We start from the raw sequence: 16,570 nt of genomic DNA on the forward strand, positions 1-16,570 counted from the left end.
GCGCCCCGCCGAAGATCCGGAAGTCATGGGCGTAGACGAAGACCGTGCGGCCCTCCACCGTGCCCCAGCCGGTGATCACACCGTCGGTGTACGGCTTCTTGGCCTCCAGACCGAATCCCGTGGCCCGGTGCCGGCGCAGCTGCTCGACCTCACGGAAGGACCCGGGGTCCAGCAGCAGCTCGATCCGCTCCCGTGCGGTCAGCTTGCCCTTGGCGTGCTGCGCCTGGGTCGCCTTCTCGCTCGGGCCGGCCAGTGCCTGCGCACGGATCTCGTGCAGTTCGGCCACGCGTCCGCGCGCGTCGGTCGGCTCACCCGGCACCTCATCCAAAACGGTCATGTAGTGACCTTACGAAGCCCACCGCGGAATGCGAGCCGTCGACTCCTCACAGTCTCCGGGGGGTTTTCCTGGTGCACCTGAACAGAACCACGGCGGCATGCAGCCGTTCCGACTGCTCAGAGGGCGTCGGCCTTGTACGTTCCCCACAAAGCCGTCAGCCGAGAGTCACCTCACATCGGTGCGTGGCGCATACCTCCCCCGGAGTGACGCGCAGCCTCAGCCGAGGCCCGGTGGCGAGGATCCGCACCGTGTCGTCGGCCCGGACCGCGTCCCCAGTGGGCCGGTCCCAGACGATCTCCAGCGGTTCGCCCGTTCGAGTGGGTCCGCTCACGCAGAGGGTAGCGGTACGGCCCCGGCGGCGGACCAGCACGCTCGCCGCGGACGTCGCGGTGAGCGCCCCCGCGGTGCCCGGCCGCCAGAAGTTGGCGGCGGTGAGGCCGAGGGGAGGGACCGCGACCGCCTGCCGGACGGGGTCGTTGGCGAGGATCCGCAGCCTGCGCCGGTCGGCGGCACGGCGGGCGACGGCGGAGCGGGTGGCGCCGGGCAGGAGGACGTAGGCGTAGCCGGCGTCCACCGGGTCGGTGCCGTGGTTCAGCCAGAGGGTCTGCCAGCGGCGGGTGCGGCGCTCGCGGGTGCCCCCGGTGTTGATGTCCGACCAGGCGCCGGTGCGGTCCTCACGCAGCGTCTCCAGGTCGCCGTCCAGGACGAGCCAGCCGCCATGGCCCTCCAGGTGGGCCCAGTCGGGACCGCGGTGCAGGGCGGCGGTGCCGGACGCGCCCAGGGTGCGGTTGTCGACGATCGTCTCGACCGGGACGCCGTCGGCGCAGGTGATGCCGGCGCCGAGGCAGACCACCGCGTCCGCGAGGCAGAACCAGGACTTGCGGGCCTCCAGGGTGGAGCCGAGGCCCTTGAGGTGCTGGCCGATCGCCGCGTACACCCCGTCGGTGGTGCCGCCGACCCAGCGCACGTCCGGCTTCGGGGCGCCCCACTCGCCGCCGGCCCCGTCGGGCAGGCGCTTGGTGGAGACGGTGGTGCCGGGCAGGCGGTACCAGTCGACGGTGGGCCAGAACCAGTCGGTGTACTGGCCACCGTGGCCGGGGGCCCACCAGGAGACCATGCCGGCGCCGGTGTGCCAGCCGCGCGGGTTCTCGCCGTTGCCGCACTCGTAGTGGGCGATGCGGTCGCTGGCCATGGCGATGTTCACGGTGAAGCCCGGACGGCGGTGCACGGCTCGGTCCATGCCGGCGAAGAGGTGGTGGCCGGTGGGTTCGGGCGCGGCGGGGACCGGCGAGGCGGCGACGGCGTGCAGCCTGGCGAGGTCGCCCACGTCCACCTCGGGTGCCGTGAGGATCGGGGCGACGGTGTCGCGCTCGATCCAGCCCTTGACGCGTGCGTGCCAGCGGTCGCGCTCGGTGGGGCTCGCCGCTTCGGCGAGGAGGGCCACGGCGGCGATGAGCCGGTGGCCGTGGACGTGGTCGGAGCGCGTCAGCGGCCGGTCGTCGCCGGTCTGGGCACCCCGGCTGATGGCACGGCCGTTGACGCTGTCCATCACCAGGCCATCGTGGACCAGCGGGGCGTAGGCGCGCTCGACACTGTCGAGGACGAGTTGCCTGTTCGGGTCCGTGACCTCCCAGTCGGAGCCGGCGAGCAGCGCGAGGAGCCGGCCGAGGCCGTCCAGCAGGACCTGTCCGTACGTGCCCGAGTAGGCGACCCAGGTGTGCTGGACGAAGGAGCCGTCGGCGTGGAGGCCGTCACCGCGGGTGACGTGGGGGAAGACCGGGGAGAGCGCGTCCCGGGCGCGGGCGAGTCCGGCGGCGTCACGGCCGAGGACTCCGCGCAGGGCGACGGAGCGGCACAGGTCGACGCGGTTGGCGCCGGTGGAGGTGCCGGAGTAGTCGGCAAGGACCGAGTCGGGGACGAAGTGGCCGACGGCGGCACAGGCCGCGGACACCCGGTCGGGCCCGAGGTGGTCGTGGAGCGCCGCGGTGATGTCGGTCAGGAGCCGGGGGGTGCCGATCTGCCACTCCCACCAGTTGCCGTAGGGGGTGATGGCGGGGTGGTAGACGGTGGCGGACAGGTGGTCGAGGCCGCGCAGGATGCCGGTCAGGAGGTGCGGGTCGCCGGTCGATCCGGTGCAGCGCCGGACGTACGCCTGCGTCATGGTCCACAGGCGGCCGTAGCCGTGGGTGATCCCGGCGGGCGGGTCGAAGGTGCGGCCGGGCCACAGCGAGTCGGGCGTGGGATTCATGGCCGCGAGGAAGGCCCGGGCCCGCTCCCCCGTCTCGGCGAGCCGTGCGGCGAAGGGCTCGGCGGTGGGGTCGTACCCGGTCCCTAGGGCGAGGTCGAGCCAGCGTGCCCGGAGGGCGTCGTAGGGGTCGGTGCGGCCGGTCGCCGGGGCACGCCGCCACGGGGCCGGGGCCGTCCGACGGCCGACGGCGGTCACGCAGTGGCGCCCGGACAGTTCGTCCGGACGGGTGCCGGCCCGGCCGCGTCCCCTCACCCGAAGCGGTCCAGGAGTCTGCGGTAGACGCCGGGTGCCAGGCCCCGTACGCGTTGCGGCAGCGTCAGCCAGCCGGGGACGTAGGTGTCGTCGCGGTCGCGGCGCACCGCGTCCCAGACGGCGTCGGCGACCCGGCCGGGGGTCGTGGGGCGGGGGTGGGAGCGGGTGTAGGGGCGACCCCGGCGGGTGAAGAAGCCCGTGTCGACCGGGCCGGGGACGACGAGGGTCACGCCCACCCCGGTGCCGCGCAGTTCCTGGCGCAGGGCCTGCGCGAACACGGCGATCCCGGCCTTGGCGGCGGAGTACACCGCCTCTTCCCGCACGCCCACCTCGCCGGCGATCGAGCCGACGAGCACCACCCGGCCGCGCCCGGCCGCCACCATCGAGGGCAGGACCTCGCGGACCAGGTGGAGCGTGGCGTTGAGGTCCAGGGACAGGACGCGGTCGATGTCGGTGTGCGGCATGGTGACGAAGGGCCCCGCCCAGCCGATGCCCGCCCCGGCGACCAGGACGTCGATCCGTCCGGCCGACCGGAGCGCGGACTCGGCGAGCAGGCGCGGGCCCTCGGGGGCGGCGAGATCGGCGGGCAGCACGACCCCCCACGTGCCTGCGGCCGTCTCCTCCAGGCGACGCCGGTCCCGGCCGCTGAGCAGCAGATGCCAGCCCCCGGCGGCGAAGCGCCGGGCGGTGGCCGCGCCGATGCCCGAGGACGCTCCGGTGACGAGGGCCACCGGGCGGTCCGCGCGCGGCACCGGGCCGTGGCCCCGCGTGGCGGTGGCAGCAGTGGCGGGTCGGTGTGCGACGGGGGCCGCGGGACGGGTGGAGCCGGAGCCGGTGTGGGTCACGAGTCGGTCTCCCTGCGCTGTAGTCCGCTCTGGTCGCGTCTTCGCTTCGGGTCCCCCTTCCAGGACAACCCGGTCACCGCGCACCGCGCCAGCGCAGGATCCGTTCGCCCCGGCGGGCTCACCCGACCCGCCCCGCCCGGCAGCCCGCGCCCGGCTCCCGGCCCGGTGTCGCGGGGCCACCCCTGCGGGCCGCGCGGTGCCGCCAGGCGGCCGTACGGGGCGGTACTCCGCCCGGTGTGCCGGGATACGAAGGGGGCACCCATCCGTATCCGGTTCCGTCCGGCTTCCGTGGCGAGGTGACCATGCGCGTGCTGCTCGTCCACCCCAGCGCCCTGATGTACTCGGAGATCTTCCTGCGGCTCGAACCGCTGGGCCTGGAGCGGGTGGCGGCCGCCGCGCGCGAGGCCGGGCATGAGGTGCGGGTCGTCGACCTCCAGGTGCTCGGCACGGGACGGCTGCGTGCGGAGGTACGGTCCTTCCGCCCGGAGGCCCTCGGCATCTCCCTGAACTACCTGGCGAACATCCCGGAGGCGATCGCGCTGGCCCGGCGCGTCAAGCAGGAGGTGCCGGGCTGTTTCGTGTTCCTGGGCGGACACAGTGTCTCCTTCGTCGCCGAGGAGGTGCTCGAACAGGGGCGGGGCGCGGTGGACGCCGTCGTCCGCGGCGAGGGGGAACCGGCGGTCGCTCCCCTGCTGGAGGCGGTGCGCGACGGCGGGGTGGACGGCGTGCCCGGTGTCGTCACGGCCGCCGGGCGCGGACCCGCTCCGCTGATGCTGCACGGGATCGACACACCGCTCCCGGCCCGCGACCTGATGCGCGGCCGGCGGCGCTACTTCATCGGCGAGCTGGACCCGTGCGCGTCCGTCGAGTTCACCCGCGGCTGCCCCTGGGACTGCTCGTTCTGCTCCGCGTGGACGTTCTACGGCCGCAGCTACCGAAAGGCCTCCCCCGAGGCGGCCGCCGAGGACCTGGCGACCGTCCGTGAGCCGAACGTGTTCATCGTGGACGACGTGGCGTTCATCCGGCCCGAGCACGGGGACGCGATCGCCGCGGAGGTGGAGCGGCGGCGGATCCGCAAGCGGTACTACCTGGAAACCCGTTCCGACGTCCTGCTGCGCCACCCCGAGGTGTTCGAGCGGTGGGCGCGGCTCGGTCTGCGGTACATGTTCCTCGGCATGGAGGCCATCGACGCCGAGGGCCTGGACCTGTACCGCAAGCGGATCAGTCCCGACGAGAACCTCAAGGCCCTCGAGACCGCCCGCCGGCTGGGCATCAAGGTCGCCGTCAACCTGATCGTGGACCCGGCCTGGGACGAGGAGCGCTTCCGGGTGGTGCGGGAGTTCGCGCTCGCCGTCCCGGAGATCGTGCACTTCACGGTGATGACGCCGTATCCGGGCACCGAGATCTGGCACACCGAGTCGCGCCGGCTCACCACCCGCGACTACCGCCTCTTCGACATCCAGCACGCGGTGGTGCCCACCACGCTGCCGCTGGAGCGGTTCTACGAGGAGCTGGTACGCACCCAGGCGGTGATCAACCGCAAGCACCTGGGCCTGCGCACGGCGTTCGGCGCGGCCCGGGTGCTCACCCGCAACCTGCTGCACGGGCAGACCAACTTCGCCCGCATGCTGTGGAGGTTCAACCAGGTCTACAACCCGCGCCGGCAGCTCGCCGACCACGCCCGGCCGGTGCGCTACGAGCTGCCGCTCCCCCAGCATGCCGACGTCGGCGACCGGCGCCGGATGTACGTCCACACGCGGGGCGCGACCCTGGGGGCGTCGTCCCGCGGGACGCCCGACTAGCCCGTTCCGGGAAGGCCGCCGCGTCATGGTGATCGCCGTCCTCGCCTCGCTCGCCGCCGGTGTCTGCTTCGCGGTCGCGGGCGTCATGCAGCAGTGGGCGGCGGCGGCCCGGCCGGACGCAGAGGCGTTCACGGCGCGGCTGCTGGGGCGGCTGGTCCGGGATCCGCTGTGGCGGTGCGGGATCGGGCTGGCGGTGGTGGCGTACGGCTTTCAGTCGCTGGCGCTGGCGTACGGGCCGCTGAGTCTGGTGCAGCCGCTGATCGTCGCCGAACTGGTCTTCGCGGTGCCGCTGTCGGCGCAGCTGCACCGGATGCGGCTGGGCCGGCGGGAGTGGCTGGGCACCTTCGCGGTGGCCTCGGGGCTGGCCCTGGCCCTGGTGTCCGCCCGTCCGCACGGCGGCGATCCGCGCACGGCCGGCGCGCCGGCCTGGCTGCTGACCGTCGGCGTGGTCACGGCCGTGGTGTGCGCCGCCCTCGCGACCGCGCGACGGCTGTCCGGACCGTGGCGTGCGTCGGCGACGGCACTGGCGGCCGGGGCGGTGATGGGAACGCAGTCGGTGCTGCTCGCCTCGACGGTGGACCGGCTGCGGTACGGGCTGCCGACCGCCCTGGCCGCCTGGCAGACGTACGCGCTGGTCGCCACCAGCGTGGGCGGGCTGCTGCTGATCCAGAGCGCGTTCCAGCAGGGTCCGCTGGCCGCGAGCATGACGGTGCTCGACGCGACGGAGCCGGTGGTCGCGGTGACCGTGGGCACCCTCGTCTTCGGCGAGGCGGTGCACACGGGCTGGCCGCTGTCCGTGGTGACGATGGCCGGGCTGGCGCTGGTGGGAGCGGGGATCGCGGGCCTGGACTCGTCCCCGGTGATCGCTGCGCTGCACGGGCGGGAGCGGGGGCGGGGCTGACGGCCAGACGGTTCGTCAGCCCGGCCCGCGTCGGCTGCCCGGTGTGGGGCGGCAGCGGCCCGTCCACACCGGGAGGAGGTCCTCCGCCAGCACCCGGTCCCAGGAGGGGTGGCTCTTCCTCGCCGTCGTCGCGGCCCGCCGGCGCACCGCCTCCCGCTGGGCCGGCCGGTCGGCCAGCGCGCCCAGGGCGTCCGCCCAGTGCCGGGGGTCGTCGGGGCGGACGACGACACCGTCGCGTCCCGGTGCGGCGAGCCAGCGGGTGGTGTGCGCGCCCTCGGGCAGGACCACCGCCAGGCCGCTCGCCATGGCCTCGGCGACGACGTTCCCGGCGGTCTCCGTGCGGGAGGGGAACGGGAAGACGTCGCAGCCGGCGTACACCCCGGCCAGCCGGTGCTGCGGGAGCGGCCCGAGCAGGGTGACGTCGGGGCCGAGGGCGCGGCGCACGGCGCCCTCCTCCCGGCCGGAGCCCGCGAGGACGAGGTGGACGGGGCTGCCCCGGGAGCGGAGCAGCCGCACGCTCTCGGTCAGCAGCGGCACCCCCTTCGTGGCGTCCAGCCGGCCGGCGAACAGCAGCAGTACGCGGTCGGCCGGCACGCCGTGCTCCCGGACGAGGCGGGCCCGGGCGGTGTGGTCGGGCCGGAAGAGCTCGTGGTCGATGCCGCGGCGCAGCAGGGCGACGCGGGGCGGGCCGAGGGTGCGGGCGAGTTCGGCGCACCCCTCCGGCGTGGGGGCCAGGATGCGTTCGCAGGCGTCGAGCAACCGGTCCCGGCGTCGGCGCAGCCCGTTCTCCGCACGGGCCGCGAGGAACGCGCCCACCGCGTCGGGGGCACCCGGCAGCCACCGGTCGGCCAGGTAGCGGGCGTAGACCGAGGCGAGCAGCGGCACGTCGGTGTGCACGGAGGCGACCAGGCGCGGGAGCGGGACGCCGGGACGGGTCGCCGCGCGGCGGGCGAGGCGCACGGCGGTGGTGGCGAAGGCGAAGCCGTGCGTCAGGTGCCAGACGTCGTGCCGGGGCAGCAGGGCAGCGAGGCGGGGGTGGTGGGGAGCCAGGTCGCAGACGTCCTCGGCGCCTTCGGCGGAGCGTGCCGCGGCGGAACTGAGCACGGGCCGGAGCGTCATGTACCGCACATGCGGGGACAGGGGTTCGACGTGTTCGCGCTCGCCGAGGAAGTAGACGGTCAGGTCCAGGTCCGGGCCGCCGGGGGCGGAGCCGTCCGCGACGGGTGAGCGGCGCGGGAGTCGGGCGGCGCTCTGCGCGAAGTGCTCCCAGCACTTCACCTGGCCGCCCGAGGTGTCGCGCCGCAGCAGCTCCACCAGGACCGCGACGGAGGTCACGGGGGCCGGGTACCACCCCTTCGAGTGATCCACGCGAAAAGAACGCCCGGAAGATGTTGAAAGTTGAACGGAATAGGTCTACGGTGGATTCCGTTCAGTTAGTTGAACATTCAACGTGATCAGGAGGAACACCATGGGCATCTTCGGCCGCAGGAACGACATCGCCACCGCCACCGCCACGGCCACCGCCACCGCCACGGCCACCGCCGTGAGCCCGGACCTGGCCGCGCTGACCGGCGACTACACCATCGACCCGTCGCACACGACCATCGGCTTCGTGGCCCGGCACGCCATGGTGACCAACGTCAAGGGCAGCTTCCAGGACTTCACCGGCACCCTGCACCTCGACGGCTCCGACCCGTCCCGTTCCACCGCGTCGCTGGACGTGGTCATGGACAGCATCGACACCGGCAGCGCCGACCGTGACGGCCACCTGAAGAGCTCGGACTTCTTCCGGACCGAGGAGTTCCCGACCATGACCTTCCGCTCCACCAAGGCGGAGGCCCTGGGCGGCGACGACTACCGCATCACCGGCGACCTGACGATCCTCGGCACCACCCGCCCGCTGACCATCGACCTCGAGTTCAACGGCGCCGCCAAGGACCCGTTCGGCAACGAGCGCGTCGGCTTCGAGGGCAAGGCGGAGATCCTGCGCTCGGAGTGGGGCCTGACCTGGAACGCGGCGCTGGAGACCGGCGGCGTCCTGGTGTCCGACAAGATCAAGCTGAACTTCGACATCTCGGCCATCCGCAACGCCTGACCCGGCCTGCGGGCCCCGAGCCCGCCGACGGCGTCCCGCGACGCCGCCCCCTGAGCGCGCCCGCCCCCCTACTCCCCCGTACGGGAGGGCGGGCGCTCGGCGTGCCCGCGCCCCGGCTGCCCGTTCTCCGAGGGACCGCCTTCCAGCCTCTCGACCGCCGCCCGCGCCCGGGCCGCCCTGGCGGGCGGGGTCGCCGCACGCAGCACCCCCAGCACGGCGAGGTAGCGCTCGGTGCGTCCGAGCGCCTCGAACCGCGCCGCGGCCCGCGGACTGCGCTCCAGCTCCCGGGCGAACTCCGCCGGCACCACCGCCTCGCTCTGCGACGCATACGCGGCCTCCCAGCGCCCGTCCGCCCTGGCGGCGTCGATCTCCGCGAACCCGGCGGCCCGCATCCGCCCCTCGCCGATCAGCTCCTCGACGCGGCGCACGTTGACCATGGACCACAGGCTCCCGGGCCGGCGCGGAGTGATCCGCTGGAGGAAGTACGACTCGTCGAGCCGCCTGCGCTGCCCGGTGATCCAGCCGTGGCACAGGGCGACGTCGTTGACGTCGGCGGCGGTGACGGAGGCGATGCCCGAGCCCTTCTTCGCGACCTTCACCCACAGACCCGGATGAGGTGCCGGGTGGGCGGACAGCCAGGCGTCGAGCCGGGCGGGCGTCTCGAAGGCGCGGGCGGGTCCGGGGATCTCTGAGGTCGTCATGGCGCTAGACGGGATGGAGGACAGTTCCTGTCCTCCTCGTGCTCCTCGTGCTCCTCGTTCCCCTGGTTCCCCTCGTCCTGCTCGTTCTGCTCGTTCTGCTCGTTCTGCTCGTTCCGCCGTTCCCCTCCGGCTCAGAAACCGCCACCGAAGTCCCCGCCGCCGCCACCGAAGTCGCCTCCGCCGAAGCCTCCGCCGCCGAAATCGCCGCCGAAATCGCCGCCGTCGAACTCGGCACCGGAGACGTCGCCGCCCTCGAAGCCGCCCCCGAAGTCGCCGTAACCGGCGCCGTAGTCGGCCGAGTAGGCCGGGGTGGCCATCATGCCGCCGAGCATCGTGCCGATGAGCAGGCCGGGCAGGATGCCGCCGCCGAAGTAGCCGCCGGCCCAGGGGCCGTAGGCCGGGCCGGCCTCCCAGTACGGGCGGCGGCCGTAGTCGGTGTCGACCTCGCGGATCACCGGGTCCCGGCCCTCGGCCAGGCGCGTGCGGTCCGCCGCGCACACCGGCACCTCGCGCGGGGCTCCGCCCGGTGGGGTCCAGGAGGCGTCGGCGACCGAGGGGCCGTGGCGCGGGTCGAAGAAGCAGGGCGGGCGGCGCTCCGGCAGCGGGCGGCCCTCGCGGCGGGCGGCGAGGCTCGCCAAGGCGAAGCGCCCGTCCTCCAAGGCCTGGGTGACGGCCCGCACGTCCTCGGGCCTGCCCGCGACGGCCATCAGCTGCTTGGACTGCTCATAGGCGTCCAGGGCGTGTTCGTAGTCGGTGCGCATCGCGTCGTCGGCGCCGGGTTCGGCGGGGTGGAAGTCGAGGCGGTCGAGTTCCTCGCCGAAGGCGGTGATGTCCTCGTCGACCACCACGCGCAGCTTCTCCAGCGCGGCCCGCTGCTCCTCCTCGTGGCGCCGCCGGTTGCGCCGCGCCAGGGCGTAGGCGCCCGCGCCGCCGGCTGCCAGCACCGCGCCGACGGTGATCAGACCGCCGACCGGCACGTCACCGCCGCCGCCGTCGCTCCAGCCGCTCGGGGCCGAGCCGCCGAGGTTGCGCAGCGCGTCGTCGACGAAGTCGTTCAGTTGGGCCTTGGCGTCACCGGACCCCTGCACGGCGGTGACCAGGTTCTGCACGCCCTGGCGGCTGAGCACGCTGCTGTCGGCGCGGGCGTCGAACCCGTCGCCGAGGCGGATGCCGTACAGACCGGTGATGCCCGTCTCGGTGCGCAGGTTGCGGAAGAGGTTGTCGGTGGGGTAGTCGGCCGGGAGCACCGCGACGAACACGGGCTTGTCGGCGTCCTCGATCTTGTCGGCCAGGGCCTCGGCGTCGGACTCCGGGAGGATGTCCTGGGCCGCGGGGTCGACGTAGACGGGACTCTCGCGCAGGGCCTGTGCGACCACCGAGATGTCCGTGGCCGCGCCCGCTCCGGGCGCACCCGCCATCAGGACCGCCAGCGCGGCGGCCACCGGCACGATCAGCAGGCGTACGAGGGTACGCGTGGGCGCAGCCTTCATACGTTCGAAGCTACCCGAATACGCCCGGAAACGGGCATGGGGCCCGTATCGGATTTCCAGGTGGGATTCCGACCGGGCCCGGCACCGGTGTCCCCTACGCCGCCGGTTCGACCCCGGCGCGCAGCAGACCGTAGGTGTAGGCGTCCTCCAGGGCCTGCCAGGACGCCGCGATCACGTTGTCCGCGACCCCGACCGTGGACCACTCGCCCGTGCCGTCGGACGTGGAGATCAGGACGCGGGTGGTCGACTGGGTGCCGTGCTTGCCCTCCAGGATGCGGACCTTGTAGTCGACCAGCTCGAGCTTGGCCAGCTGGGGGTAGATCTTCTCCAGGGCGACGCGCAGGGCCCGGTCCAGGGCGTTGACCGGGCCGTTGCCCTCCGCCGTGGCGACGATGCGTTCGCTCTTGGCCCACAGCTTGACCGTGGCCTCGTTCGCGTGGGTGCCGTCGGGGCGGTCCTCGACGATCGCGCGCCAGGACTCGACGTCGAAGTACTTCAGCGGCCGGCCCTCGGCCTCCTCGCGCAGCAGCAGCTCGAAGCTCGCGTCGGCCGCCTCGTACGAGTAGCCCTTGAGCTCGCGCTCCTTGACCCGCTCCACGACCCGGCCCACCAGTTCGCGGTCGCCGCCGAGGTCGATGCCGAGCTCCTTGCCCTTGAGCTCGACGGAGGCGCGGCCGGCCATGTCGGAGACCAGCATCCGCATGGTGTTGCCGACCTGCTCGGGATCGATGTGCTGGTAGAGGTCCGGGTCGACCTTGATCGCGGACGCGTGCAGGCCGGCCTTGTGCGCGAACGCCGAGACGCCGACGTAGGGCTGGTGGGTGGAGGGGGTGAGGTTGACGACCTCGGCGATGGCGTGCGAGATGCGGGTCATCTCGCGCAGCTTGCCGTCGGGCAGGACCTTCTTGCCGTACTTGAGTTGCAGGGCCGCCACGACCGGGAAGAGGTTGGCGTTGCCGACCCGCTCGCCGTAGCCGTTGGCCGTGCACTGGACGTGGGTCGCGCCCGCGTCCACGGCGGCGAGGGTGTTGGCGACCGCGCAGCCGGTGTCGTCCTGGGCGTGGATGCCGAGCCGGGCGCCGGTGTCGGCGAGCACCGTGGACACCACGGCCTGGATCTGGGCCGGGAGCATGCCGCCGTTGGTGTCGCACAGCACGACCACGTCGGCGCCCGCCTCGGACGCGGCGCGGACGACGGCCTTGGCGTACTCGGGGTTGGCCCGGTAGCCGTCGAAGAAGTGCTCGCAGTCGACGAAGACGCGCCGGCCCTCGCCCTTGAGGAAGGAGACGGTGTCGCGGACCATCGCCAGGTTCTCGTCCAGGGTGGTGCGCAGCGCCAGTTCCACGTGCCGATCGTGCGACTTGGCGACCAGGGTGATCACCGGTGCGCCGGACTCCAGGAGCGCCCTGACCTGCGGGTCCTCGGCGGCGGTGGCGCCGGCGCGGCGGGTGGAGCCGAACGCGACCAGCTGGGCGTGCCGGAAATCGATCTCCTGCCGGGCGCGGGCGAAGAACTCGGTGTCACGCGGGTTGGCGCCGGGCCAGCCGCCCTCGATGAACCCCACGCCGAACTCGTCCAGGTGCCGGGCGATGGCGAGCTTGTCGGCGACCGTGAGGTTGATGCCCTCGCGCTGGGCGCCGTCGCGCAGGGTGGTGTCGAAGACGTGGAACGAGTCGTCGAGCTCGCTGGTTGCGGTCATGGTCTTGAAGGCTCCTGTGTTGGATCTCGGTCTACCGGAATGACCGGCTCCACCGTCCCCCCAATGGTCCCTCGCGCTCGGTCCCCGGCCGTGGGTGGGCCAGAAACACAAAAACCTCTCGCGGGTGCGAGAGGTCTGCGCGCGGGTCGAGGACGACGGTGTCCGCCCGTACGTTGTCGTACGTGCGGTCACTGCGGACCGGCGCGCCTGCTGCCAATAATCGTGGCGAACGAGAGCACGGGGGCAGTGTGGCACAAGCCGCCCCCGTGCTCACGGTCCGTCTCAGGATGCGGGCGGTGGGTGTTCGGCGCTCAGCACGTGCCCGGAGTCGACGCCGGACACGTGTTCCCCCGTTTCCCCGGGGGGCTTCCCGCCCGGCGCCGAGGGTCCCGGAGCCGAGGGCATCACCGGCCACCCGGTCGATCCGCCGCATTGCGTACGACCGGGCCGCGGGTTCAGGCGTTTGCGAGGAGCGTCTCGGCGAGGAACTCCCGTATGTGGCCGAGGACGTGGGACCGGTCCGTGCCGCGCAGGCCGATCGCCACGTGGAGGGAGAGACCGTCGAGCAGGGCGCGCAGGCGGGCGGCGAAGCGGTCGGGGTCGACCGGCCGGAACTCGCCCCGGGAAACACCCTCCGCGAGCAGGGCGACCAGGTCGCGGTGCCAGGCGCCCTCGATGGCCGCCTGGCGGTCGCGGGCCGCCTCGTCGGCGTTCTGCGAGCGGTTCCAGACCTCGAGCCACAGCGTCCAGTGCGGGTCGTGGTGGCCGCGGGGCACGTACAGGCCCACGAATGCGTCGAGGCGTTCGCGGGCGGTCTCCGGGCGGGCGAGCAGGCGGGAGCGCTCGACCCCGAGGCGCCCCTCGCTCCACTCCAGGGTCTGGAGCAGCAACTCGTCCTTGGAGTGGAAGTAGTAGACGAGGTGGCCGCTGCTCATGCCGACCTCACGGCCGAGCGCGGCCATGGTGAGCTTCTCCAGCCCGCGCTCGGCGATCATCGCCATGGCGGCGGCGAGCACGTCCTCGCGGGGCGGGGCGTTCCTGCGCGCTCCGGCCATCCGACGGCTCCCTAGATCCTCGGCTGCTGCTGGGTGATGCAGTGGATGCCTCCTCCACCGGCGAAGATCGTACGCGCGTCCACCAGGGTCACCGTGCGGTCGGGGAAGAGGCGGCGGAAGATCCCGGCGGCGATCTCGTCGCGGGGGTCGTCGAAGCCGCAGAGCACCACACCGCCGTTGCAGAGGTAGTGGTTGATGTAGGAGTAGTCGGCCCAGTGGCCGTCGGCCTCCAGCACGGTCGGGGCCGGCACCTCGACCACCTCCAGGCGGCGGCCCCGCGCGTCCGTCTGCGCCCTGAGCAGGCCGATGACCTCCTTCGTCACCTCGTGGTCCGGGTGCGCCGGGTCCGGCTGGTGGTGGGCGACGACCACGCCGGGGCGGGCGAAGGCGGCCACGATGTCGACGTGGCCGAGGGTGCCGTAGCCGTGCGGAGGGTAGTCGGAGGTGAGGCCGCGCGGCAGCCAGATCGCCTTGCGGGTGCCGAGGTGGGCGTGGATCTCCGCCTCGACCCGCTCGCGGCTCCAGTCCGGGTTGCGCTCGGGACCCAGCTGGACCGTCTCGGTGAGCAGCACGGTGCCCTCGCCGTCGACGTGGATCCCGCCGCCCTCGTTGACCAGCTCCGAGGTGTACGTCCGTGCCCCCGCGAGGTCACCGACGTACGCGGCGATCTTCGCGTCGTGCTCCCAGCGGGCCCAATGCTGGGCGCCCCAGCCGTTGAACGTCCAGTCCACGGCGGCCAGTCGCCCCGCGCCGTCGGTGAGGAAGGTGGGCCCGATGTCGCGCATCCACGCGTCGTCGAGGTCCCGCTCGACGGTGTCGACGCCGGGGCCGAGCAGGGCGTGTGCCTGCGCGGACTGCCCGGGGCCGCACACCACCGTGACGGGCTCGAAGCGGCGCACGGCCCTGGCCACCGAGGCCCAGGCGGCCCGGGCGGCGGCCAGTTGCCCGGGGTCGTCGAAGGTGGGGTTGGGGCCCGGCCAGGCCATCCAGGTGCGCTCGTGCGGGGCCCACTCGGCGGGCATGCGGAAGCCGTCGGCGACGGGCGTGTTCATGGGAGGGGTCCTCGGGGATCGGGGAAAACAGGGGTGACAGGTGACGGCCGATGGGCGAGGGGTGACGGATGGCGTCCGGGTGGATCAGAGGAAGTACAGGCGGTTGAGTGACACGGAGTCGGCCGGTTCGGACCGCACCGGGTCGCCGTCGAGGGTGACCAGCCCGGTGCGCTGGTCGACGTCGACCGTTCCGGTACGGGAGTTGAGCCGCAGGTCGGCCGGTCCGATGCCGCGCGTGCCGCGCACGGCGACCCTCCGGCGGCGGGTCGGCATCGTGTCGTTGCCCTGTTCGAGCGCGGCGCGGGCGACGAACGCGACCGAGAGGTCGGCCGGGGTCGCACCGTGCGCCCCGAACTGCGGCCATGGCGGCGTCACCGGGCAGGTCGGTCTTCAGGTCGTGGACGGAGACGATCATGCCGTAGTGCTCGGCCACGGCGTCCCGGCCGAAGGGCAGGGTGGGGTTGGTGGAGGAGCCGATGACGTTCGGGACGCCGGCCATCTTCAGGACGTTGGGCACGTGCCCGCCGCCGCAGCCCTCGATGTGGAAAGCGTGGACGGTGCGGCCCTCCAGCACCCGCAGGGTGTCCTCGACCGACAGGCACTCGTTCAACCCGTCACTGTGCAAGGCCACTTGAACGTCGTGCTCCTCGGCGACGCGCAACGCCGTGTCGAGCGCCCGCGTGTGCGCGCCCATGTCCTCGTGCACCTTGAAGCCGGACGCCCCGCCCTCGGCCAGGGCCTCGACGAGCGGCGCCGGGTGGGACGACGAACCCCGCCCCAGGAAACCGATGTTGACCGGCCAGGCGTCGAACGCGTTGAACGCGTGCCGCAGCGCCCAGGGGGAGTTGACCCCGACGCCCCACACGGGCCCGAACTCCTGCCCGATGATCGTCGTCACCCCGGACGCCAGTGAGGCCTCCATGACGCGCGGCGACAGCAGGTGGACGTGGGTGTCGACGGCGCCCGCGGTGGCGATGAGCCCCTCGCCGGACACGATCGACGTGCCGGTGCCGATCACGACGTCCACGCCGTCGAGGGTGTCGGGGTTCCCGGCCCGCCCGATGGCGCTGATGCGGCCCTCGCGGATGCCGATGGAGACCTTGCGGACGCCCTGCACGGCGTCGATCACCACCACGTTGCTGATCACGACGTCGCAGGTCTCGCGCACGGCCGCGGCCTTCAGGTGCAGCCCGTCGCGGGCGGTCTTGCCGAAACCCGCGAGGAACTCGTCCCCCGGCCGCTGCGCGTCGGACTCGACGCGGATCACGAGTCCCGAATCGCCGAGGCGGATGCGGTCGCCGGCCCGGGGGCCGTGGGTGGCGGCGTACTCGTGGGGGTTCACCGGTCACCTCCCGGAGCTCCGGCTCCCCGATATCCACAGGCGGCAGCCCTGCGCAGGGCCTCTTCCCGGGCGCCCGGCGCGTCCAGCGGCCCGTCGACCAGCCCGGCGAAGCCGATGGCGATCCGGTCGCCGCCGATGGGGACGAGCCCCACCTCGGCCCGCTCGCCCGGCCCGAACCGCACCGACGACCCGGCGGGCACCGCGAGCCGCATGCCGTAGGCGCGCCCGCGGTCGAAGTCGAGACGCGGGTTGGCCTCGAAGAAGTGGAAGTGCGAGGTGACGGAGACCGGCACGGCCGCGGTGTTGACGACCGTCAGCCGCAGCACCGCCTCCGGCTCGCCGCTTCCGGCCGGTCCCGGCAGCAGCGCGCCCGGCGCCCGCTCGCCGAGGCCGCCGCCGATCGGGTCGGAGACCACCGCGAGTCGTGAGCCGTCGTCGAAGACGGCCTCGACGTGCACCTCGGTGACCACGTCCGCGACGCCCGGCAGGACGTCACCGGGACCCAGCACCGAGCGGGCCCGCTCGATCGCCTCGGCGAGCCGGGCGCCGTCGCGGGCCGCCTCGCACACCGTGTCCGCGATCAGCGCGGTCGCCTCCGGCACGTTGAGCCGCAGACCCCGCGCCCTGCGGGCCCTGGCCAGCTCGGCGGCGCCGAAGAGCAGCAGCCGGTCGCGTTCGGTCGGGGTGAGCCGCATGCCGTCTCCTTCCTGACGACGAGGCGTCGGATGAGTTATTAGAGCGCTACTCTAAT

At 73.6% G+C, this 16,570-nt stretch carries 13 protein-coding genes and 1 pseudogene; 3 read left to right on the forward strand and 11 right to left on the reverse strand.

The features are described from left to right. From ACFYOV_RS30680 to ACFYOV_RS30690, 3 genes are all read right to left on the reverse strand, one after another. On the reverse strand, positions 1 to 337 hold a 337-nt coding region (locus tag ACFYOV_RS30680), incomplete at its 3' end, for a carboxyl transferase domain-containing protein (protein WP_389093271.1). A gap of 154 nt (positions 338 to 491) precedes the next feature. Next, positions 492 to 2,780, reverse strand: a complete 2,289-nt coding sequence (locus ACFYOV_RS30685; protein WP_389093471.1) for a polysaccharide lyase 8 family protein — start codon at positions 2,778 to 2,780, stop codon at positions 492 to 494. Between the two features lie 53 nt (positions 2,781 to 2,833). Then, the gene (locus ACFYOV_RS30690) at positions 2,834 to 3,682 is read right to left on the reverse strand and encodes an SDR family NAD(P)-dependent oxidoreductase (RefSeq protein WP_389093273.1); all 849 of its coding nucleotides are present in this window, start codon (positions 3,680 to 3,682) and stop codon (positions 2,834 to 2,836) included. A gap of 302 nt (positions 3,683 to 3,984) precedes the next feature. Between ACFYOV_RS30690 and hpnR the strand changes: the two genes are divergently transcribed. Both hpnR and ACFYOV_RS30700 read left to right on the forward strand, forming a co-directional pair. Continuing rightward, positions 3,985 to 5,484 carry a hopanoid C-3 methylase HpnR gene (gene hpnR / locus ACFYOV_RS30695; RefSeq protein ID WP_389093473.1) on the forward strand — a complete coding sequence of 500 codons (1,500 nt, stop codon included), beginning with the start codon at positions 3,985 to 3,987 and terminating at the stop codon, positions 5,482 to 5,484. 25 nt (positions 5,485 to 5,509) lie between these two features. Further along, positions 5,510 to 6,385: a DMT family transporter gene (locus ACFYOV_RS30700; RefSeq protein ID WP_389093275.1), complete on the forward strand. Its 876-nt coding sequence runs from the start codon at positions 5,510 to 5,512 to the stop codon at positions 6,383 to 6,385. 15 nt (positions 6,386 to 6,400) lie between these two features. Here ACFYOV_RS30700 and ACFYOV_RS30705 read toward each other — a convergent pair whose 3' ends face one another. Next, the gene (locus tag ACFYOV_RS30705) at positions 6,401 to 7,720 is read right to left on the reverse strand and encodes a glycosyltransferase (RefSeq protein WP_389093278.1); all 1,320 of its coding nucleotides are present in this window, start codon (positions 7,718 to 7,720) and stop codon (positions 6,401 to 6,403) included. Positions 7,721 to 7,853: 133 nt separating this feature from the next. Between ACFYOV_RS30705 and ACFYOV_RS30710 the strand changes: the two genes are divergently transcribed. Beyond that, a complete protein-coding gene (locus tag ACFYOV_RS30710) occupies positions 7,854 to 8,480 on the forward strand; it encodes a YceI family protein (protein WP_389093283.1) in 627 nt (208 codons plus the stop codon). Between the two features lie 68 nt (positions 8,481 to 8,548). Here ACFYOV_RS30710 and ACFYOV_RS30715 read toward each other — a convergent pair whose 3' ends face one another. From ACFYOV_RS30715 to ureA, 7 genes and pseudogenes are all read right to left on the reverse strand, one after another. Next, positions 8,549 to 9,181 carry a YdeI family protein gene (locus tag ACFYOV_RS30715; protein WP_389093285.1) on the reverse strand — a complete coding sequence of 211 codons (633 nt, stop codon included), beginning with the start codon at positions 9,179 to 9,181 and terminating at the stop codon, positions 8,549 to 8,551. A gap of 131 nt (positions 9,182 to 9,312) precedes the next feature. After that, entirely contained in the window at positions 9,313 to 10,671 is a 1,359-nt protein-coding gene (locus ACFYOV_RS30720) for a hypothetical protein (RefSeq protein ID WP_389093288.1), read from the reverse strand. Between the two features lie 94 nt (positions 10,672 to 10,765). Further along, on the reverse strand, positions 10,766 to 12,370 hold the full coding sequence (gene cimA, locus ACFYOV_RS30725) for a citramalate synthase (RefSeq protein WP_389093290.1): 1,605 nt from the start codon (positions 12,368 to 12,370) through the stop codon (positions 10,766 to 10,768). Between the two features lie 455 nt (positions 12,371 to 12,825). Further along, on the reverse strand, positions 12,826 to 13,425 hold the full coding sequence (locus ACFYOV_RS30730; protein WP_389093292.1) for a TetR/AcrR family transcriptional regulator: 600 nt from the start codon (positions 13,423 to 13,425) through the stop codon (positions 12,826 to 12,828). An 11-nt stretch (positions 13,426 to 13,436) separates the two neighbouring features. After that, a complete protein-coding gene (locus ACFYOV_RS30735; RefSeq protein WP_389093294.1) occupies positions 13,437 to 14,477 on the reverse strand; it encodes an agmatine/peptidylarginine deiminase in 1,041 nt (346 codons plus the stop codon). 84 nt (positions 14,478 to 14,561) lie between these two features. After that, positions 14,562 to 15,819, reverse strand: a pseudogene (locus tag ACFYOV_RS30740) (urease subunit alpha). After that, positions 15,816 to 16,514 carry an urease subunit gamma gene (ureA, locus tag ACFYOV_RS30745; protein ID WP_389093296.1) on the reverse strand — a complete coding sequence of 233 codons (699 nt, stop codon included), beginning with the start codon at positions 16,512 to 16,514 and terminating at the stop codon, positions 15,816 to 15,818. The pseudogene ACFYOV_RS30740 and the gene ureA overlap by 4 nt, the downstream one beginning before the upstream one ends. Between the last annotated feature and the right edge of the window lie 56 nt (positions 16,515 to 16,570).

It is taken from the genome of Streptomyces sp. NPDC005931 (assembly GCF_042871235.1).
Lineage (GTDB): Bacteria > Actinomycetota > Actinomycetes > Streptomycetales > Streptomycetaceae > Streptomyces.